Annotated in this window: 14 protein-coding genes and 1 pseudogene; 5 read left to right on the top strand and 10 right to left on the bottom strand. The window is 68.6% G+C overall.

The features are described from left to right. Positions 1–27: 27 nt before the first annotated feature. The 7 genes from AB0N75_RS10145 to AB0N75_RS10115 all read right to left on the bottom strand — a co-directional run bounded on the left by AB0N75_RS10145 (position 28) and on the right by AB0N75_RS10115 (position 8,984). Positions 28–1,158: an alcohol dehydrogenase catalytic domain-containing protein gene (locus AB0N75_RS10145; protein WP_364648841.1), complete on the bottom strand. Its 1,131-nt coding sequence runs from the start codon at positions 1,156–1,158 to the stop codon at positions 28–30. 79 nt (positions 1,159–1,237) lie between these two features. Further along, positions 1,238–4,108, bottom strand: a complete 2,871-nt coding sequence (locus tag AB0N75_RS10140; RefSeq protein WP_364648838.1) for an AAA family ATPase — start codon at positions 4,106–4,108, stop codon at positions 1,238–1,240. 39 nt (positions 4,109–4,147) lie between these two features. Then, the gene (locus tag AB0N75_RS10135) at positions 4,148–4,972 is read right to left on the bottom strand and encodes a fumarylacetoacetate hydrolase family protein (RefSeq protein ID WP_364648835.1); all 825 of its coding nucleotides are present in this window, start codon (positions 4,970–4,972) and stop codon (positions 4,148–4,150) included. Positions 4,973–5,080: 108 nt separating this feature from the next. Next, complete coding sequence (locus tag AB0N75_RS10130; protein WP_364648832.1) at positions 5,081–6,076, bottom strand: cation transporter; 996 nt, start codon at positions 6,074–6,076, stop codon at positions 5,081–5,083. Then, positions 6,073–6,555 (bottom strand): transporter substrate-binding domain-containing protein, encoded by a 483-nt coding sequence (locus tag AB0N75_RS10125; RefSeq protein ID WP_364648829.1) that lies wholly within the window; start codon positions 6,553–6,555, stop codon positions 6,073–6,075. Before AB0N75_RS10125 ends, AB0N75_RS10130 begins: the two co-directional genes overlap by 4 nt. A 294-nt stretch (positions 6,556–6,849) precedes the next feature. Further along, complete coding sequence (locus AB0N75_RS10120) at positions 6,850–7,509, bottom strand: response regulator transcription factor (RefSeq protein WP_364648826.1); 660 nt, start codon at positions 7,507–7,509, stop codon at positions 6,850–6,852. Continuing rightward, complete coding sequence (locus AB0N75_RS10115; RefSeq protein ID WP_364648823.1) at positions 7,506–8,984, bottom strand: sensor histidine kinase; 1,479 nt, start codon at positions 8,982–8,984, stop codon at positions 7,506–7,508. The genes AB0N75_RS10120 and AB0N75_RS10115 overlap by 4 nt, the downstream gene beginning before the upstream one ends. A gap of 175 nt (positions 8,985–9,159) precedes the next feature. Here AB0N75_RS10115 and AB0N75_RS10110 point away from each other — a divergent pair, with 175 nt between their 5' ends. From AB0N75_RS10110 to AB0N75_RS10100, 3 genes are all read left to right on the top strand, one after another. Then, entirely contained in the window at positions 9,160–10,266 is a 1,107-nt protein-coding gene (locus AB0N75_RS10110) for an FtsX-like permease family protein (RefSeq protein ID WP_364649532.1), read from the top strand. Between the two features lie 129 nt (positions 10,267–10,395). Beyond that, positions 10,396–11,121 (top strand): ABC transporter ATP-binding protein, encoded by a 726-nt coding sequence (locus AB0N75_RS10105; RefSeq protein ID WP_364648820.1) that lies wholly within the window; start codon positions 10,396–10,398, stop codon positions 11,119–11,121. 164 nt (positions 11,122–11,285) lie between these two features. Further along, entirely contained in the window at positions 11,286–13,115 is a 1,830-nt protein-coding gene (locus AB0N75_RS10100; RefSeq protein WP_364648817.1) for a DUF222 domain-containing protein, read from the top strand. Between the two features lie 149 nt (positions 13,116–13,264). Here AB0N75_RS10100 and AB0N75_RS10095 read toward each other — a convergent pair whose 3' ends face one another. From AB0N75_RS10095 to AB0N75_RS10085, 3 genes are read right to left on the bottom strand one after another with little or no spacing between them, the layout of a single operon-like run. Then, on the bottom strand, positions 13,265–14,284 hold the full coding sequence (locus AB0N75_RS10095; protein ID WP_364648814.1) for a PHP domain-containing protein: 1,020 nt from the start codon (positions 14,282–14,284) through the stop codon (positions 13,265–13,267). Between the two features lie 40 nt (positions 14,285–14,324). Further along, on the bottom strand, positions 14,325–15,764 hold the full coding sequence (locus AB0N75_RS10090) for an NAD(P)/FAD-dependent oxidoreductase (RefSeq protein ID WP_364648811.1): 1,440 nt from the start codon (positions 15,762–15,764) through the stop codon (positions 14,325–14,327). Further along, on the bottom strand, positions 15,761–17,353 hold the full coding sequence (locus tag AB0N75_RS10085) for a glycosyltransferase 87 family protein (protein ID WP_364648808.1): 1,593 nt from the start codon (positions 17,351–17,353) through the stop codon (positions 15,761–15,763). Before AB0N75_RS10085 ends, AB0N75_RS10090 begins: the two co-directional genes overlap by 4 nt. A 140-nt stretch (positions 17,354–17,493) precedes the next feature. Here AB0N75_RS10085 and AB0N75_RS10080 point away from each other — a divergent pair. Continuing rightward, a pseudogene (locus AB0N75_RS10080) lies at positions 17,494–18,594 on the top strand (acylneuraminate cytidylyltransferase); the annotation flags it as partial. Between the two features lie 126 nt (positions 18,595–18,720). Next, positions 18,721–19,281, top strand: a 561-nt coding sequence (locus tag AB0N75_RS10075; RefSeq protein WP_364649529.1) for an N-acetylneuraminate synthase family protein, incomplete at its 3' end; no start/stop codon positions are given.

The raw sequence follows: 19,281 nt of genomic DNA, 5'->3' as shown, positions 1-19,281 counted from the left end.
GGAAAGGCGTTCGGCTCCCTTGCGCTCTCAGGCCTTAAAGAGCCTCCGGACAACCTGCCCTTGCGCCAGGGCTTCGAGGCCTTCGTTGATTTCGAGGCCTTCGTTGATCTGGTCCAGCGGGTAGGTGTCCGTGTGCAGCAGTTCGACGGGAAGCCGGCCCTCGCGCCAGTACCCGAGGTAGCGGGGAATGTCGCGCCTCGGAATCGCGTCGCCCATGTAGGAGCCGAGGAGGCGCTTGCCCATGCCGGCGAATTGCAGGGCCGGCACGCTGAGTTCCTGCGAGGGATGCGGGAGGCCGACGGCGACGACGGCGCCTCCCCGATTGGTGACCTCCAGGCAGCCGGCCAGCACGCGGGCGGAGCCGGCGGCTTCGATGGCAATGTCGACGCCGCCAGCCGCCTTTGCTGCCAGCGCGGCGGCTTCTTCCGGCGTCCCCACCGCGGTGGCACCGGCCTTCAATGCCACGGCATGCTTGGCAGTATTTGGATCGATCGCAATGACATCCGCGGCCCCTGAAATCCTGGCTGCCATCACCGATGCCAGTCCCACGGCCCCCAGCCCAAAAACTGCCACCGTCTGCCCGGCTTCTGCCTGCGCCGTGTTGATCACCGCGCCCATGCCGGTCAGGACGGCACACCCGAACATGGCCGCCACCTCGTCCGGGATGTCCTCGTCGACCACCACCACCGACTCCCGCGCGACCACCGCGTGATCCGAGAACGCGGAGACGCCCAGGTGGTGGTTGATCCTGCCGCCGTCGGCAGAACGCAGCAGCGCCTGGCCGTGCAGCAGGTCGCCGCTGCCGTTCGCCTCGGCGGCGCGGTCGCACAGCGCCGGCCGGCCGGCCAGACAGGTGCGGCACTGCCCGCAACTGGGAACGAAAACCAACACCACATGGTCGCCGATCCGCACATCGTCCACGCCTTCCCCGATGCTGGCGATGCGGCCAACGGCTTCATGCCCAAGTGCCATCGGCAAGGGGCGCACCCGGCTGCCGTCGACCACGGAAAGGTCCGAGTGGCAGAGGCTGGAATAGCTGATGTCGACGCCGACCTCGCCGCGCCTTGGCATCGGAGTGTCCAGATCTTCGATGACCAGCGGCCTGGATTCGCTGTACGGACGGGGCAGGCCCGCCTCGTGCAGTACGGAAACCCGCATGTGCCCTCCTTGAGCTGGTGGTTGTCTGGTGGCGTTGTCGGTTGCGCGTCCCGCCGGCCACTTGCCGGCTGGGCTGTACTTAGTCCTGCGGGTCCATCACGGTGGGCAGGGCCTTGCGTGAGCTGATTTCCAGCTTCGCGAAGGAGCGGGACAGGTGCCACTCCACGGCCTTGATGGTGATGAACAGTTCGGCGGCGATCTTGCGGTTGGTGAGTCCTTTAGCCGCCAGCGCGCAGACCCGGTACTCGGCCGGCGTCAGCCGGTCCGCCTTGTTCTCCGCGATCAGCGGCAGGTGGGAGTCCTGCTGGGCCAGCAGCCGCGTCATGCGGCGCGATACCGCGGCGGCGCCGATCCGGTTGGCCAGCACCAAGGACTTCCGTGCGGCGGCCAGCGCCTCGGTGCGGAACACCTGCAGGTCGTCGGCCTGCGCGGACTGCAGGCAGGTCTCCGCCAGATCCGCCAAGGCAAGGGCCAGCTGGTACCGGCCTTCGTGCGCCTCCAGCAGCGCGATGGCCTCCCGCAGCATGACCACGGCGGTCCGGCCGGGCTGGGCCAGCGCGGCGAGCCGCAGCACCGTGCCGATCAGGCGGGGAGCGCCGAAGGACCGGACCTCCTGCAGCAGCTCGGCGGCCACCGCGGCGGCGTATTCGGTCTGCCCGGCGCGCGCGGCGGATTCGATGGTGCTGCGCGTCCACAGACTCAACGTGGGGCCCAGGCCTGCGTCCAGGTCCATCGCCGCGGAGAAGAACTCCAGGGCCTCCTGGTGCTCACCATGCCCGGCGGTGACCACTCCGTACAGCTGCAGGGCCATGGCCTGGACCAGCGGCACGCGTTCTTCCTCCAGCGGCACCCGCTTCAACAGGGCGTCGGCGGCGGCCAGATCGTCCCGGGCAATGTAGATCTCGGCCAGCGTCACGCAGGCCACTTCCAAGTACGTTCGCCAGCCGGCGTCCGCCGCCTGCATGGCGGTTTCCAGGTCCATCTGGGCCAGCCGCAGCCGTCCCCGGTTGAGGTGGATGGCTCCGCGACAGTAGCTCAGCGTGGCGTTGGCCATCGGCGACGAGTTGGCCCGTGCCTCGGCGATTGCCGCATCCAGCAGCTCCAACGCGGCGGCATCCTGTTCCGAGCCGTTGAGTGCGCCCGTTGCATAGTTGATGATGTTGGATTCCGCGCCGACCTCGGCGAGGAGCTTTCCGCCGGCATAACCGCGCAGCGCCAGTTCACCGCTGCGCTTGGCATCCGCTCCGGTCACGCTCAGCCGCAGGGCCTCCTGGATGAGCAGCATGCGGTCGCTGGGGCCGTCCTCGGCCGGGTCCTGGGCCAGGATGTCCGCCAATTCCTGGCCGAATTGCGACGCAAACTGCAACTGCTGGAAGCCCGCCCCGGTGGCCTGCGCAATGACGCGGCGCCGCAACTCGGTGTCCGGTTCCGCGTCCTTCTCCAGTTCCTCCAGCGCCTGGCTGTAGCAGCGCGAACTTTCCTCCACCCGGTTGATCGCGTACTGGGCCTCGGCAAAATCCATCAACAGCTCTACCCGGGCCCGCGTTCCCTCGGTCATCGCCAGTGCCCGGCGCCCGAACTCCGCGGCTTCTTTGATACGGTCGGCCGCCTGGTAGGCCAGCGCGGCTTCAATCAGGACTCTCCGCCGCAGCTCGGCCGGCAGCCGGTCTTCGGCCATCGCCCGCCCGACCAACCGGACAGCGAGTTCCCAGGAGCCGGAGCGGCGGGCGCCGCCGGCGGCATCAAGCAGGATTTCGGCCGCAGCGGGATCAGCGCCTGGCGAGGTGGCCAAGAAATGTCCCGCCACAACGGCTGCCTCGCTCCCGTGTGCCCTCAACGTGGCGGCCGCCAGGCCGTGCAGTTCCGCCCGGCGTTCCGGCTCCAGCGAGGCGAGCACTGCCTCGGCCACCAGCGCATGCTGGATCCGCGGCCGGGGGCGCACCGAACTCAGAAAACGCGCCGCGGCCAGCCGTTTCAGCACCGGGGCGACGGCGTCGGTGGGCAGCCCGGTCATCCGCGCCAGAAGCTGCTGGCTGGCGTCCTCCCCCAGCACGACGACGGCGTCCAGCACCATCCGCTCCTCCGCCGAGAGCCCGCCGAGGCGGTCTTCCAGCACAGCTGCCTCGGCGCTGGCCCTGCCGGTACCGACCTCCAGGCCGCGCTCCAGGATCTCCTGGACGTAGAACGGCATTCCTCCCGCCGCCGCATGGATGCGTGCCGCCTCCGCGGGATCCAGCGCGGGCATCCGATGGGCAGCCCATTCCGCCACCGCCCGGTGGTCCAGCGGTTCCAACGGCCAGTGCACCCGCCCGTCGGGGCGGGTGGCGCCGGGACCCGTGGTGGCGGGGCGAGGCGCACCGTGCCGGGCGCCGCCGTCGTGCCCATCCAGCAGCAAGGTGTCCGTCCGGATCCCGTCACCGCGTTCGGCGCCCTGGCCGGTGCGCACCCCGCGCACGATCAGCAGCGGGGCCCCGATTAGCAGCACCCCCATGTCCGAGAGCGACTGCAGCGAAAGTTCATCCAGCCACTGCGCGTCGTCCACCATGGCGATCACCGGGGCCTCCTGGGCCAGCGAGCGCAGTACCCAGGACGCGGAATAGGTCAGGGCATCCTTGTGCAGCGGACCGCCGGCCGAGGTCAGGAACGAATGCAACACCCTGCCCTGCCCGTCGAACGGCGGGCCGTGGTCCGGCATCTGCTGGGCCAGCGGCGCGAACCACTGCCAGAACATGGAACCGGGCAGCGAGCGGCGGGCTGCGCCGGCGGCGCGCAGCAGCTTCCAGCCACGTGCGGAGGCATCCGCGCACAGCGTTTCCAACACCGTGGTCTTGCCGACTCCAGACGGACCGCTGACCGTCAGTTCAATGCTGTGACCGGCTTCCACGGCTGTGGCGAGGTCGCGCCACTGCGCCACCTCATCATCACGCCCGTACAGCCGGGTTTGTGTCACGCTTTGATCCTAAGCCGCGGCTCCGGCAAATGCGACGTTTCAGCTGTGTTCTTCGGGCACGCAGTGGTTGCGCAGCTCGCCGATCCCCTCGATCCGCGTCACCATTTCCGCACCGGCGGGGATCCATTCGCGCGGCTTCCGGGCCAATCCCACGCCGGCGGGCGTCCCGGTGGCCAGCAGGTCGCCGGGCTCCAGGGTCATGAACTCGCTGACATAGGCCACCAGCTTGGCGCAGGAGAAAATCAGGTCCGAGGTGTTGCCCGACTGCTTGGTGACGCCGTCCAGTTCGCATTCCACCGCCAGCCCGGCTTCCGGATCCAGCTCATCCGCGGTGACGACGACGGGGCCCACCGGCGTCATCCGGTCCCAGTTCTTGCCCTGGAACCACTCCGAGGTGCGGCCCTGCCAGTCGCGCACCGAGACGTCGTTCATCACCGTGTAACCGGCGATCGCCGCGCGGGCGGCGGCCTCGTCGGCCTGCCGGACCCGGGAGCCGATCACCAGGGTCAGTTCGGCCTCCCAGTCGATCTTGCTGCTGGCGGTCGGCAGCACCACATCGTCGGTCGGGCCAACCAGCGCGTTGGCGTACTTGGTGAAGATGGTGGGGTACTTCGGGACGTCCTGGCCCACTTCTTCGGCATGCGCGTAGTAGTTCAGGCCCGCGCACAGGATTTTGCCCGGGCGCAAGATCGGCATTTCCAGCTCCGAATGCTGGGGCGCCGGGCCCGGTTCGCCAGCGAGGGTGCGCCAGTCGTCGCGCTGCAGCAGCTCGCCCACGTCTTTGGCCGGCAGGTACACCGTGCTCCCGCCGTCCTGCCGGAAAGCCTGCGTGGTGCCGTTCCGCCGTACTGTTCCCAGACGCATCTGTACCTCCTCGCGGCAGCCGTACACCGCCGTCGTTAGCTCTTGGCAGCAAGGGAAGCCGCCCCTCTGCACGATATACGGTGCAGCCGGGACCGCCCCATCGCATGGTCAAAGGTTTCGCTCGGACTGGCGCTCCGACGCTCCGCCCGCTTCCTCGGGCAGCTCGGAGACCGGCACCAGGACAATGTCCTGGATCATCCAGTGCAGATCGATGCAAGCGTCTCTGGCCTCTTCGAGGACCTTGACCGACGGGAGGTGGCCGTCGCGGGGAACCACGAAAGCTTCGGCGTGCAACACATGGCCCTGGTCCCGGACGCGGGCGCCGGATTCTTCAACCCATTCCAGCTGGCGAAGGTAATCCTCGATGCGCTCGATCAGCGGATCGGGCTCCGCGTCATCGTAGGTGGTGGCCCGGGTGTCCATCAGGTCGGTGATGGAACCGCGCATGTTCTTGTATCCGTCGCGAAGGATGCCGCCGGCGATGAACAGTGCCGCAGCGGCATCGGCCCACCACAGGCCGATCCCGATCCCGGCGACCCCGACGATGGAGCCGACCGCTGTCATCCAGTCCGCCTTGTTCATGTCCGCATCGGCATAGAGGACCTTGTCGTGCAGTTGCTCGGCTAGTTTTTCCTTGGCGCGGCCGAGCAGTACCGGCGGCACGGCTGTCACTGCCATCACGGCGATCATGAGCCAGCCGAGCCAGATGGTGTGGCCCAACAATTGGACCGAGCCGATCGGCGGGTGCTCCCCTTTCAGCAGGCCGATGCCGGAATCGATCACCAGGAAGGCGCCCATGGTGCACAGAGCCACCGCTGCAACTAAGTGTGCGATCCCGGTCGACCGGTGGTAGCCATAGGGGTACTTCTGGGTGGGCCGCCTGTTGATGATCTTCATTGCCAGCAGGAACGCAATGGGTGGCGCGAAGGAGAGCATGTCTTCAATCCAGGCCGCCTTCATCGCCTGTGAATTGCCCATCACCAGAAAGACCAGAGTGACCGAGACGGCCAGGACGGCGAGGGTGGTCCACTGGAGTTTAAGGGCGCGCCGCAGGGCTGCTTCCTGCTGGCCGGGCAACTCGGTGCGGCCAAACCTGGTGTTCATCCCTGTTCCTTCCGGTCGAGAAGAAACTTTTCCAATGCCCGCAGGAAGGCGTTTTCTCCCATCCGGGAAGCCATGACGTATTCCTCCTTGTCTCCGTCAGGAGCACGGCCCTCAGCGTAGGGCTGGGTCAGGGCGGCCTTGTCCGACCACGGCGACTTCTTCGTTAGACCGCCGATGACCAGGTCAAGTTCGCCGCGTTCCAGTTGCCCCATCAGCGACTCCTCGCCGGCGGCTGTCCACTCGATCGTTGCTCCGCGGCCGGCGGCGAATTGCCGTACCAGGTCTGCCTCCCGGCCCGCGGGGTCCTGCCCCGTGTGGACTGCCGTCCAAGGCGGGTTGTGCGAGACGCCTACTCTGAGGGTCCCGTTGCTGATCCGGTCCAGCGTTCCTTCCGGATCCGCAGGCAGCTGTAGGCCACAGGAACACATCAGCAGCATGACCAGCACCGCCAAGGCCGCCTTCGAAAAATTGTTCAGCATACTTAGCACCATAGCCAAGTTGTGGATTTTTGCAGGGCGTACCGCGGCTTCGCTCGGGACCGTCCGCCGGCGGTGCGCCCAGGACGCGTTGATTTCGTTGGGAACGGATTCACCGGACGGGCCGCGAGGCGGCCGGGGTGTTCGCGAAGGGCGATCACCGGCGGCGGGCGGACTGCCGGGGGCGGACTTCCGGGGGCGGACTTCCGGCGGCCGGATCGCTGCCTGGCGGCGGGCGGACTGACCGGCGGCCGGATCGCTGCCTGGCGGCGGGCGGACTGACCGGCAGCCGCCGCTTCACGGCGTTCGGATGATCCGCCGTTTGACCGCCTCGGCGATCGCGGCCGTCCGGTTCTCCACGCCGAGCTTCGCGTAGATGTGGACCAGGTGGGTCTTGACCGTTGCCTCGGAGATGAACAACTGCCGGGCAATGGCGCGGTTGCCCATCCCGGTGGCCAGCAGCTCCAGCAGTTCCACCTCGCGCGCACTCAGGGCCGGCTGCGGGCTGCGGATCCTGCCCATTAGGCGGGCGGCAACCTCCGGCGCCAGCGCGGTGCGGCCGGCCGCGGCCGTCAGCACCGCCTCGCGGATCTGCTCCGGCGGGGCGTCCTTGAGCATGTAGCCGCTGGCGCCGGCCTCCACCGCCGCCAGAATGTCCGCGTCGGTGTCATAGGTGGTCAGGATCAGCACCGGCGGCGCCGTCTTCCCCTCGGCGGCGCGCCCGGCGATCCGGGCCGTGGCGGTCACGCCGTCCATCCCGGTTCCCATTTGCAGGTCCATCAGGACCAGATCCACCGGTTCGCGCAGGGCGTCCAGCCGGTCCAGTTCGCGCAGGGCGGCCGCGCCGTCCGACGCCTCGGCGGAAACCGAGATGCCGTCGAAGTCCGCCAGCATCGCGCGCAGGCCGGCGCGGACCACCGGATGGTCATCCACCAGCAGGACCCTGATCCCGTTCACGGCCGCTCCTCTCGGCCGGAGACGGGCAGCGGCAGGCGGACGGCCACCACGGTGCCCTCTCCGGGGGCCGATTCAACCGCCATTGTCCCGCCAAGCGCGGCGGCACGCTCGGCAAGCGAGCGCAGCCCGAACCCGGTGCCGTCCTCCCGCGGACCGGCGGCCGAGGGGTCGAAGCCGGCTCCGTCGTCGTAAATATCCACGGTGACCGCGTCCGCCATGAAACCCAAAGTAACGACGGCGGTGCTGGCCCCCGCGTGTTCCAGCACGTTGGCCAAGCTCGCCTGGCAGGCCCGCAGCAGCAGCACCTCGCAGGCCGGCGGCAGCGGGACCGGCCTGCCGTCCAGCGCGAAGCGGCAGCGCAGCGGGCGGCCGGACCCGGCGGCCTGGCTTTCCGTCGCCGCGCACAACCGCTGCAGGCTGGGCACCAGCGCGCTGGCAATGCCGCCGGGCTGCGGGCTGGGTTGCGGGTTGGGTTGCGCGCCGGGTTGAGTGTCGGGACGCGCGTCGTGCCGAGTGTCGGGTCGAGTGTCGGGCTGCACGTCGAGCTCCGGGTCGAGCTGGGGAGAGGAGAGGCCGCGGACGAACCGCCGGGCCTCCGCCAGGTTGTCGGCCGCGGTGGACTGCACCAGCCGGATCCGTTCCGCCGCGGTCTCAGGCTGCCCCGCGTCCAGCGCGCTGGCGGCGCCGCGGGACAGCAGCACAATGCTTGAGAGGCCCTGGGCCAGCGTGTCATGGATTTCGCTGGCCAGCCGGCCGCGCTCGGCCAGCACGCCGGCTTCGTGCTGGGACCTGGCCAGTTCCGCGCGGGTCCGGCGCAGTTCGACCAGGGCCAGCCGCTGGTTCCGCGCGTCCAGGTAGAGCGCCCGGTAGGCCATGCCCATGAACACCGCGAAGACCGCCCCGACCACCGGTCCAATCAGCATGGCCGCTTCCAGCCTGTCGGCGTGCCACCACTGGGAGGCGATCACCAGGCCGGTGAGGACGGCGACGGCAACCACGGCATGTGCGGTGCGCAGGATGTGCAGGTGGAGGAAAAAGAGCGGGAAGGCCAGCCAGACGAAGTTTCCGCTCAGCAGCACCAGGCAGGCCCACAGCAGCGTGACCAGGGCCAGCCACCACGGGGCGTAACGCTTGAGGTCCCGGCCGGTTCCGGCAGCGCTGCGGCGGTTTTCCCAGACCGTCCCGGCCAGGTACAGCCCCGCCAGCAGCACGCCCAGGGCGGCGGCCAGATGACTGCCCGGACTGGCCGGATCGGCGGCTAGCGTCGCGGCGATCGCGATGCCGAGCAGGCCGGCAAATCCTACGTGCAGGCCCACGCGCAGGATCCGGAGTACCAGTTGGCCGGCCGGAGCGGCTTCCTCCCGCAGCGACTCCGCCGGGATTGCCTCCGCCGGGAACGCGTCCGCCGTTCCGGTCCGGCCGGTCCCGTTCCGCGGTGCACCGGTTCGGTCTTGCGGACGGGGCTGGGCAGGCATGGTCCTCAGCGTACCGAGGTTCAATACTGCGGACATCAACCGATCGGTTGACCGGCAGCTCAACCTCCTGCCGGCCGCGGATCAACCACCCACCCGATGTGCGCGCACGCCCTGCGCGGGACGCTGGAACAAGCCCGGAAAACGGGGCACTCAAGCAATGAAAGTAGGACCAATCGTGTTCCTGGCACTTCGGGATATCCGGTTCGCAAAGGGCCGCTTCCTCCTCATGGGCACCGTGGTGGCCCTGATTACGTTGCTGCTGGTGATGCTGTCCGGGCTGACCGCCGGGCTGGGAAACCAGTCCGTGTCTGCCATCCGGCAGCTGGACTCGGACGGCAAAGCCAACGCCGTCGTCTTCGGCTCGGCCGCCGGCAACAGCCCCGCCGCCTCGTTCACGGAGTCCCAGATCAGCCACGAGCAGTTGCACACCTGGCAGCAGGCAGCCGGCGTGGAATATGCGGAGCCGCTCGGCATCAGTCAGAGCCGGTTGAGCGCGACCGGCAGCACCAACGTGGCGGTCTTCGGCGTCGAGCCCGGCGGCGCGCTGGCCCCCGCACCCGTGACCGACACGTCTCTGGTGCTGAGTCGGACCGCGGCCGACCACCTGGGCGCGGCAGTGGACGATACGGTGCAGCTGGCCGGACGGGAGCTGGAAGTCTCGGCCGTCGTCGACGACCAGTGGTACTCCCACACACCGGTGGTGTGGACCTCGCTGGCCAAGTGGCAGCAGGTGGCCCACATCAACGACGGCGGTGCAGCCGATGGCCCGATCGCCACCGCTGTTGCCGCCCGACTTTCCGACGGCGATCCGTCCGGAGCGGCCGCGGCGGCCGCCAACCAGGCCGCCGACACCACCACCACCTCGGTCACCGGAGCCTTCCAGGCGTTGGGCTCCTACCAGAGCGAAAACGGATCCCTGATGCTGATGCAGGGCTTCCTCTACGGCATTTCCGCCTTGGTCATCGTGGCCTTCCTGACCGTGTGGACCATTCAGCGGACGCGGGACATCGCCGTGCTCAAAGCCATGGGCAGCTCCGACTCCTACCTGCTCCGCGATGCACTGACGCAGGCCTTCGTGGTTCTGGCCGCCGGTGCGGCGGTCGGCGGCGGCGCCGGAGTGCTGGGCGGAGTCTTTGCTTCCCGGGCCGCACCGTTCCTGCTCTCCCCCGCCAGCACCCTGCTGCCGATCGCCGGGATGGTGGTCCTCGGCATGGCTGGTGCCGTGCTGGCGGTCCGCCGGGTGACGCGGGTGAACCCGTTGACGGCGCTGGGCGGCAGCTGACACTTCCCGGCCCTCATTCAGGCGCTGCGTAGCGCAACCGCCGCATCATTCAGGCGCTCCGTAGCGCAACCGCCGCATCGGCCTCCGCGGCTTTCAGGCCCGGCCCCCACTCCCCGAAGGAACAGCCCCATGACACATGCACTCAGTCTTCTCAACGTCACACTTGATTACCCCGACGGCGACGGCACCACCAAGGCCCTGGACCAGGTGGACCTGCAGGTTCCGGCCGGCACCCTGACGTCGTTGGCCGGTCCGTCCGGTTCCGGGAAGTCCTCCCTGCTGGCGGTCGCCGCCACGCTCATCCGGCCCACCGCCGGCGTCGTGCTGGTGGACGGGGTGGATGCCACGGCCCTGAGCCTGAAGGAGTCGGCCGAACTGCGCCGGCGCAAGGTGGGGATTGTCTTCCAGCAGCCCAACCTGCTGGCCTCGCTGACCGCACTGGAACAACTCCAGATCGGAGCCCACCTGCGCGGCGGCAAACCGCGGGACGCCCGCTCCCGTGGCTTGGAGCTGCTGGACATCGTGGGACTTTCCGAAGCGGCCCACCGCCGCCCGCACCAGCTCTCCGGCGGCCAGCGCCAGCGGGTCAACATCGCGCGGGCGCTGATGGGCAGTCCACGGGTGCTGTTGGTCGATGAGCCGACGGCGGCGCTTGATCACGAGCGCTCCGAGGCCGTGGTGCGGTTGCTGGTCCAGATCACCCGGGAATTCGACGTTGCCACCGTCATGGTCACCCACGACACTGAATTCATTCCGCTCACGGATGCCGTGGCCACCATGCGCGACGGCCGGCTCTCGGCACCGCGGAGCACCGTCCCCGCCACGCAGGCGCCTGCGCAGGGGGCGACCCGGTAAGCACAGCAGCGCGGTTCGTCGGCCAGCTTCATTCCAATGAGGGCAGTGGTGGTCCTACCGAAACGACTTCATGCCGTTTGTCTGTGGCTTGGGGCGCCCCACTACCCCTACACATTAGGCTGATTCGCTGGTGGGTCGAATGTGTGTGCGAATAAAATTGTGCTATGACGCTCGCACCGTTGGACCGGACCGGGGAGATGGAGGAAGCTCTCTCCGGCGCGCGCGCCGTGCTGCAGGATGTCGCCGCGTGCTTCACGGCCGGGTCCGGTTCGCTGAGCAGGCGGGAACTGGCCAACACGGTAGCGGCGGTCGAGGAAGTTTCGAAGGTTGTGGAGTTCCTGCAGGCCGTAGGAGCCCAGGCGGTGGAGCGTGCGGACATCGCTTCGAACGGGGAAACCGCGGCCAGGCCTGGTGCCTTTGCGGAGGCGGCTAATGCAGCCGGTGCGGCAGGGTGGGCGGACCCGGCTGCCTCTATCGTCGGCCCCGGAAACAACGCCGGCGGCGCTCTCGACAACGCCCAAAGCCTTGAGCCAGCGGGGTCGGGCGGCGCGGGTCCGAAACAGCAACAGAGCCGGCGTAAGACCGAGTTCCGGAACAACGCCGAATATCTGCGCTCCCGGCTGGGGATCGGCATCGTCGAAGCGCGGCGACGGCTGCGGGTCGGAGCCGTGGTGACCGCGCCGGTGCGGTTCGACGGTGAACCCGGCGCCCCGGCGCTGCCGATGCTGGCTGAGGCGATGGCCGCCGGCGAAATCAGCGCCAACGCCGCGGCCCTGGTCACCGATTCGATCGCCCGTGCCCGCCACGCCGCCGATCCCACGACGCTGGAGGCGATGGAGTCGTCGCTGGTCCGGCAGGCTGCCGAGAGCGACGCCGACACGCTGGCGATTGTCGCGAAGACCTGGGAAACAGCTGTCGATCAGGACGGTGCCGAGCCCTCGGACGAGGAACTGCGGTCCCGGCAGGGCATGTTCTACCGCGGACGCCGGCGCGGCTTGCACCAGTTCGTCATCAACACCACCGACGACCAGTACGAAGCCCTCGCCACGGTGATGAACAGCGCCGCGAACCCACGCATCCGATCCGACGCCATCGAAAGCACCGTGGAACAGGCCGAGGACAACAGCTCGAGCGAAGGTGCGCCGTCTGGAGCGGGCGGCAACTCCGCCGGCACCGCGGGAGCGACGGATAAAGGCGGGTACAGTACCCACGACCCCGACGACAGCACCGCCGGAACCACTGAGTTCGACGCTCCCAGCGTTGAGGACTATTGCTCAGGCGAATTCCCAGCGGGCACCGCGAAGGGCAACACCGGGCTGGCCGACGAGGAGGATCGTGCGTCAGCGGAACACAGCCACGGCGACGCCGATCCGGCGGTCGTCGAGGCAATGGATGGCTTCACCAGGGCACAGAAGCTTCTGGCCGGCCTGGTCGGTGCCTGCCGGATCGCCCTGAACACCGGTCAACTCCCGGACTCCGGCGGGCACCGCACCCAAGTGATGGTCACTAGCGGCTACGAACAGCTGGCCGGATTGCTCTCTGGCGGCGGAAGCGCAGTATTCAACGGCCCGATCTCGGCCAAAACCGCGCGCCGAATGGCCTGCGATGCCGAAATCATCCCCGCTATCCTCGGCACCAACGGCGAAGTCCTCGATCTGGGCCGGTCGCAACGGTTCTTCAACCGCGCGATCCGCCGGGCACTGCTCATCCGGGACAAAGGGTGCGCCTTCCCGGGATGCACCATGCCCGCAGTCTGGACCGAAGCACACCACATCGTGCCCTGGTGGGCCGGCGGCCGCACCGACGTCAACAACGGAGTCTGCCTCTGCGGCCTCCACCACGACCTGATTGAGCAAGGCAACTGGGAAATCAACGTGCTCGACGGCATCCCCTGGTTCACCCCTCCCGACTACATCGACCCCGACCGCCACCCACTGCGAAACACCTACTGGCAAACCCACATCCCACCCCGACCGATGGCAAGCAGACAATGAAACGTGAATGCGCGTGCGCTCTAGGCAGCGAGACGATTAGCCCGCTGATGCCGGCCCGAAGGTGGCTGCCGAATCGATGCGACTCGCCGCCAAGGGGGCAGCCGACCCATGGCGGGAATCCGCCCCGTCTAGAACCGCCGAGAATCGCTTTACCTCCCCTGGCTGCACCACTCCAGAAGACGCTCCACCGGCCACGTAGTGATGATCCGTTCGGCGGGGACGCCGTTTTTGGCGGCCCGTTCCGCACCATAGTGGAGAAAATCCAGCTGGCCGGGCGCGTGGGCGTCGCTGTCGATGCTGAACAGGCAGCCGGCGTCGAGCGCCAAGTGGATCAGTTCATCCGGCGGGTCCTGCCGCTCCGGCCGGGAGTTGATTTCGACGGCGACGCCGTTCTCGGCGCAGGCGGCAAAGATCCGCTCGGCGTCGAATTCCGATTGCGGCCGGGTTCCCCGCGATCCCTTCACCAGCCGCCCGGTGCAGTGGCCCAGCACATTGGTGCGCGGATTGTTGATGGCGCCGAGCATCCGGCGGGTCATGGTGCCCCGGTCCGACCTCAGTTTGGAGTGGACGCTGGCCACCACCACGTCCAGCCGATCCAGCATCTCGGGTGTTTGGTCGAGTTCGCCGCTCTCCAGCATGTCTGCTTCGATGCCGGTCAGGACCCGGATACCGTCGGCCTCGGCATTGATCTGGGCCACCAGGTCAAGCTGCTTGGCCAGGCGCTCCGCGCTCAGGCCGTTGGCAATCTTGAGGTTCGGCGAATGGTCTGTCAGGGCCAGGTAGTCGCGGCCGAGCCAGCGCGCCGCGTCGACCATGTCTGCCGGCGGCGAGCCTCCGTCGGACCAGTCGCTGTGGCTGTGCAGATCACCGCGGAGTGCTTGGTGCAGCTCGCGGCCGCCCTCGGCCAGCGGCTCAGCCGATCGTTCCCGCACCTTCACCAGATAGTCGGGGACCTCGCCGTCGACCGCCTGCTGAATGACGACGAAAGTGCTGGCCCCGATCCCCTTCATGCTCTTCAGCCGGCCGCTGCGCGCCCGCGCGGCCAGCTCGTCGGGGTCCAGCCCGGCAGCCACGGCGGCCGCCTTCCGGAACGCCTGCACTTTGAAGGTAGGCGCCAGTTCGCGCTCCAGCCAGAAGGCTATTTCATTCAGGGCCGCTACGGGATCCATGGCACCATCTTGCCTTCGATCCGCTCCGCGGGCCACGGCTTCAGGGCTGCAGGGGCGGTACAGCCAGCCCATAATGCGTCTGCAGGGCGAGCGCGGCGGCGCGGTAGCCGGCCATCCCATGCACGCCGGGCCCCGGCGGTGTTCCGGCCGAACACAGGTAGACGCCGTCCAGCGGGGTCTGCCAGGGCTTGGGGCTGAGCACCGGACGTGCAGCGAGCTGCGGCAGGGTGACCGCGCCGGTGCCGAAGTCACCGCCCACGTAGCTGGGGTTGTACGCTGCGTAGTCGGCCGCGGACATGCTCGCCGACTCCACCACCAGGTCGGTGAACCCCGGCGCGGCCCGTTCCAGCGCGGCCGTGATCACGGGCTCCATGTCCCGGGTGGAGCCGTTCGGCACGTGACAATAGGCCCACAGCACATGCCGGCCGGCGGGGGCCCGGGAGGGATCGACCACGGCCGGTTGTGCCGCCAGGATCACCGGGTCATCCGAATGCCGGCCCCGGGCAATGGCCCGCTCGGACGCCGCCATCCGTTGCCGTGTGCCGCCCAGGTGCACGGTGCCGGCCCGGCGCAGTTCCGGGTGCGCCCATGGAACCGGTCCGGACAAGATGAAGTCCACCTTGGCCGCGCCGGGTCCGTACTTGAAGTGCCGCAATGCTCGGGCGTAACGGGCCGGGAGCCGGCCGCCGGCCAACCGAAGAAATTCCGTGGGCGAAGTGTCCAGCATGACCACCCGGGCATCGGTTAGCTCGGCCAGCGACGCCACCCGGTGCTCGGTCTCCAACCGGCCACCGTGGGCCCGCAGGTCCTGGACCATGGCGTCGATGATGGCCTGCGATCCGCCCGCAGGGAAGGGGAATCCCACCGCATGCGCCAGCGCGCCGAGCATCAGTCCGGCTCCTGCGGACGATAGGCGCCGCACGCCGCCCGGGGTGTGCGCAGCCACTCCGGTCAGCAGTGCGGGTGCGAACTGTTCCTTAAAACGCAGGTTCCAGGCGGGCGAGCCCTGCTCCAGGGTCCGGATTCCGTACCGGAAGGCCGTCACCGGATGGGCAGGCACGCGGAGCAGCTGGTCCATGGTGAACTCCATCAGGGCGTCGGTCCGCGCCACGAGCGGCTCCATCAGCTGCCGGTACGCGGCGCCGTCGGCGCCCAATCCGTCAACGGTCCGTTCCAGATCGCGGTAGGCCACCGCCGCGGCTGCCCCGTCGATCACGTGGCCGTAGGAGACCTCGGGCGCCAGCAGTTGGATCCGCCGGTCGAGCCCGAATTCGCGAAAGAACAGGGAGGCTGCGGCCATCGGATGCACCGCCGAGCAGACGTCGTGCCAGTGACCGGGCTCCATCAGCTCCAGAGTCCGCGCGCCGCCGCCGGGCGTGGGGGCCGTTTCGAAGACCGTGACGTCCAGGCCTGCCCGCGCCATGATCACGGCCGCGGCCAACCCATTCGGCCCGGCGCCGACTACCGCTACGTCCGTCACGATTGATCTTCCCCTTCCGGCTCTCTGTTCAACCTTGTGCCCTCCGCGTCCCCGCTGGCAATGCCCGGCCACCGGGAGGACGGCCGCAGCTGGTCTATGCCGTGTGCAGAATATTCGGCTGCGGCGCCCCCTGCGCCGGGCGCCGGTTCCGCCCGAGCCGCGGGTACGCGGCCCGGGAGCGGGAGGGCGAACTTGTCCGCAGTGCCGTCAAACTCACCGCCCTGGGGATCATCGGTGTCCACGCGCCGGACCGGATCATGCTCAGGCAGCCAAATGGCCCGGACCACCTTCGCCATGATGTATGCCGTTGCGGTGATGTGCGCCAGGACGGCCAGCACGTAATAGGGCGCATCCAGGTTCCGCACTGCTTCGCCGCCACTGGTGAGCTGGCCCAGGTGCATCCAGATGGCCCACCAGTGCAGCACCTCGAAGAACTGCCAGATCAGGAAGTCCCGCCAGCGCGGATGGGCCAGCGCCACCAGCGGCACCAGCCAGACCACGAACTGCGGCGAATACACCTTGTTGGTCAGCACGAACGCGGCCACCACCAGGAACACCAGCGACGCCATCCGCGGGCGGCGCGGCGCGGCCAGGGCCAGCACAGTGATTCCTGTGCAGGCCGCCGCGAACAGCATGAAGGATGCGGTATTGATGAACTCCGGGGTGAGGACGGGCAGCTGCTGGCGCTGCGCCGTCAGGTTGTAGGCGTACCAGATGGACGAATACCCGGCCTCGCGCTGCCGGCTGTAGTCCAGGAAATGGAACCAGCCGCCGAAGTCCCGCAGCATGAACGGCAGGTTGGCCGCCAGCCAGACCGCAGCCGCGGCGGCGGTGGACGCGACCAGCGGGCGGTAGCGCCCGGTGCGGATGGCCAGCAGCAGGATGGCTCCGAGGATCAGCACCGGATACAGCTTCAGCGCCGCACCGAGGCCAATGAACACGCCGGCAAGGACCGGCCGGCGCCGTGCGAAGGCAAGCATCGCCAGGGCCGCCAGCATGGCGGCCCACAGGTCCCAGTTGATCGTGCCGGCCAGCACGATTGCCGGTGCCAGCGCCACCATGGCTGCGTCCCAAGGCCGCCGGTGGCTCATGCGCGCCGTGGCGATCACCGTGACCAACCAGGCCACGGCCGCCAGCGTGGCGTTGATATCGAAATAGGCCAGGGCCCGGCCCGCAGACACGCCCTCGCCCGGCACCAGCCACGCCGTCACCCCGGCCAGCAGCCCCAGCAGGACCGGGTATTCAAACGAACTGCCCGCGCTGATGAACGGCACCACGCCCTCGGCCAGCCCGCGGGTTTCGAACAGCACCGGCCAGTCCGAATAGCAGCCCATGTAGAAGTAGTCCGGCAGCTCCCACCCGGTCAGCCGGCAGGGCGTCTTGACCAGGACCGAGAGCAGCGCGGCGAACGTGGTCAAGATGATCAGCACGCGCTCAACGGTGAAGAAGCCGGGCGAGACGAGGCCCGGGGCACTGTGCCGGCCCAGGGGTCCGCCCACCAGTTCGGTGAACTGCCTGAGGAACGGGTCGTTGCGGCTAGGCACCACAATGCGCAGCGGTCTGCGGCGCGAAGAGCGGGGCCAGGGCATGCTCCCAGCGTACTGGCGGCCGCACTATCGGCCACAGCTGCGGAACCGTAGGGCGGGTTGGGTGAAACGTCCGCTGTTGCTCGCCTTCCCGTAACCTTGGGCACCCCGGGCCGTTACCGGCGCTTCCTACCGTGATTCCAATGAGTTACACCGACCCCCAGGAAGTACTGGTCGTCATCCCGGCCCGCGGCGGCTCCAAAGGGATCCCGTTCAAAAACCTGAAGCCCGTGGCCGGCCGCAGCCTGGTGGCCCGCGCCGTCGACAGCGCGCTGGCGGCCCCGGCGGTGACCGACGTCGTGGTCACCACCGACCATCCGGACATTGCCGCGGAAGCCGAACGCTGCGGCGCCCGCGTGGTCATGCGCCCGGCGGACCTCTCCGGCGACACCGCCAGCAGCGAGTCCGCGGTGCTCCACGTGCTCGCATCGCTGCCCCGGCCGCCGGCGGTCACGGTCCTGATGCAGTGCACCTCGCCGTTCATCGATCCGGGCCACCTGAACGAAGCCGTGCTGGACGTGCTGGAGGACCGCGCCGACGTTGCCTTCTCCGTCACCGAGAGCCACGCGTTCCATTGGATGCACGACGACGAAGGTGCCGTCACCGCCGTCGGGCACAGCGCCGACGTGCGCCCCCGCCGACAGGACCGCACGCCCCAGTACCGGGAAACCGGTGCCTTCTACGCCATGCGTACTGAGGGTTTCCTGGCCCGTAAGCACCGCTTCTTCGGCCGGCTGAAGCTGCAGGAAGTGCCCGCCGAGCACGCCGTCGAAATCGACTCGCTGGAAGACCTGGCCGTGGTCCGCGCGCTGGCCGACCAGACATCCACGCCCCTGACCGCCGGCCTGGACGTGGATGCCCTGGTGATGGACTTCGACGGCGTCCACACCGACGACCACGCCTTCGTGAATGCCGATGGCGAGGAATTTGTCCGCGTGAGCCGCGAAGACGGCATGGGAATCTCCCGGCTGCGCAGCATCGGAATTCCCCAACTGATTCTGTCCACCGAGCGGAACAAGGTGGTCAGTGCCCGGGCGCTCAAACTCGGCATCGACGTCCTTCAGGACGTCGCGGACAAGGCCGGAGCCGTCCGCAGCTGGATGGCCGCCCACCGGCTGGATCCCGACCGGGTTGCCTACGTGGGCAACGACGTCAACGACCTGCCCGCCATGGGCGTCGTTGGTTGGCCGGTGGCTGTGGGCGACGCCCGCGCCGAGGTCAAAGCTGCAGCACGGACTGTGCTTCAGCGCCATGGCGGCGAAGGCGCAGTCCGCGAGGTCTGTGAACTCATCCTCGCTGCCCGAAGCGGTGCCGACGACGAACGCGGCCGCCAACTACAAGCCACAGCAACAACAGAAAGAGTGCAGCTCATGACTACTGAAGCTACCGTTTCGAACACCGTTCCCGCCGGTGCGCCGGCTCCCGTCGCTATCGGTGACGTGCAGGTCGGTGCAGGGCAGCCGGTCTACGTGATCGGCGAGATCGGGATCAACCACAACGGCGACATCGAGATTGCCAAGCAGCTGATCGACGTCGCGGCCGAGGCCGGTGCGAATGCGGTGAAGTTCCAGAAGCGCACGCCGGAGATTTCCACCCCGGCGGACATGCGCGACAAGATGCGCTCCACCCCGTGGGGCGAGATGACTTACCTGGACTACCGGTACCGGGTGGAGTTCGATATGCCGATCTACCAGAAGCTGATCTCGCACGCCGCCGACCGCGGGCTGCACTGCTTCGCCTCGCCGTGGGATGTTCCTTCGGTCGCGTTCATGGAAGAGGCCGGCGCGCTGACCCACAAGGTCGCCTCCGCCTCGGTGACCGACCTGGAGCTGCTGGCCGCGCTGCGCGAGACCGGCAAGCCGGTGATCCTCTCCACCGGGATGTCCACGATCGAGCAGATCGATAAGGCCGTGGAGACGCTGGGCACGGAG

It is taken from the genome of Arthrobacter sp. NPDC089319, from assembly GCF_040684925.1.
Lineage (GTDB): Bacteria > Actinomycetota > Actinomycetes > Actinomycetales > Micrococcaceae > Crystallibacter.
Note: the sequence above shows the minus strand (reverse complement) of the source record. Positions and strands in the feature narration are given on the sequence as shown.

What these genes read in the sequence shown, in the direction of transcription:
- AB0N75_RS10145 (WP_364648841.1), bottom strand. Translation starts at nt 1,158, where the DNA reads ATGCGGGTTTCCGTACTGCACGAGGCGGGCCTGCCCCGTCCGTACAGC.
- AB0N75_RS10135 (WP_364648835.1), bottom strand. Translation starts at nt 4,972, where the DNA reads ATGCGTCTGGGAACAGTACGGCGGAACGGCACCACGCAGGCTTTCCGG.
- AB0N75_RS10130 (WP_364648832.1), bottom strand. Translation starts at nt 6,076, where the DNA reads ATGAACACCAGGTTTGGCCGCACCGAGTTGCCCGGCCAGCAGGAAGCA.
- AB0N75_RS10125 (WP_364648829.1), bottom strand. Translation starts at nt 6,555, where the DNA reads ATGCTGAACAATTTTTCGAAGGCGGCCTTGGCGGTGCTGGTCATGCTG.
- AB0N75_RS10115 (WP_364648823.1), bottom strand. Translation starts at nt 8,984, where the DNA reads ATGCCTGCCCAGCCCCGTCCGCAAGACCGAACCGGTGCACCGCGGAAC.
- AB0N75_RS10105 (WP_364648820.1), top strand. Translation starts at nt 10,396, where the DNA reads ATGACACATGCACTCAGTCTTCTCAACGTCACACTTGATTACCCCGAC.
- AB0N75_RS10100 (WP_364648817.1), top strand. Translation starts at nt 11,286, where the DNA reads ATGACGCTCGCACCGTTGGACCGGACCGGGGAGATGGAGGAAGCTCTC.
- AB0N75_RS10095 (WP_364648814.1), bottom strand. Translation starts at nt 14,284, where the DNA reads ATGGATCCCGTAGCGGCCCTGAATGAAATAGCCTTCTGGCTGGAGCGC.
- AB0N75_RS10085 (WP_364648808.1), bottom strand. Translation starts at nt 17,353, where the DNA reads ATGCCCTGGCCCCGCTCTTCGCGCCGCAGACCGCTGCGCATTGTGGTG.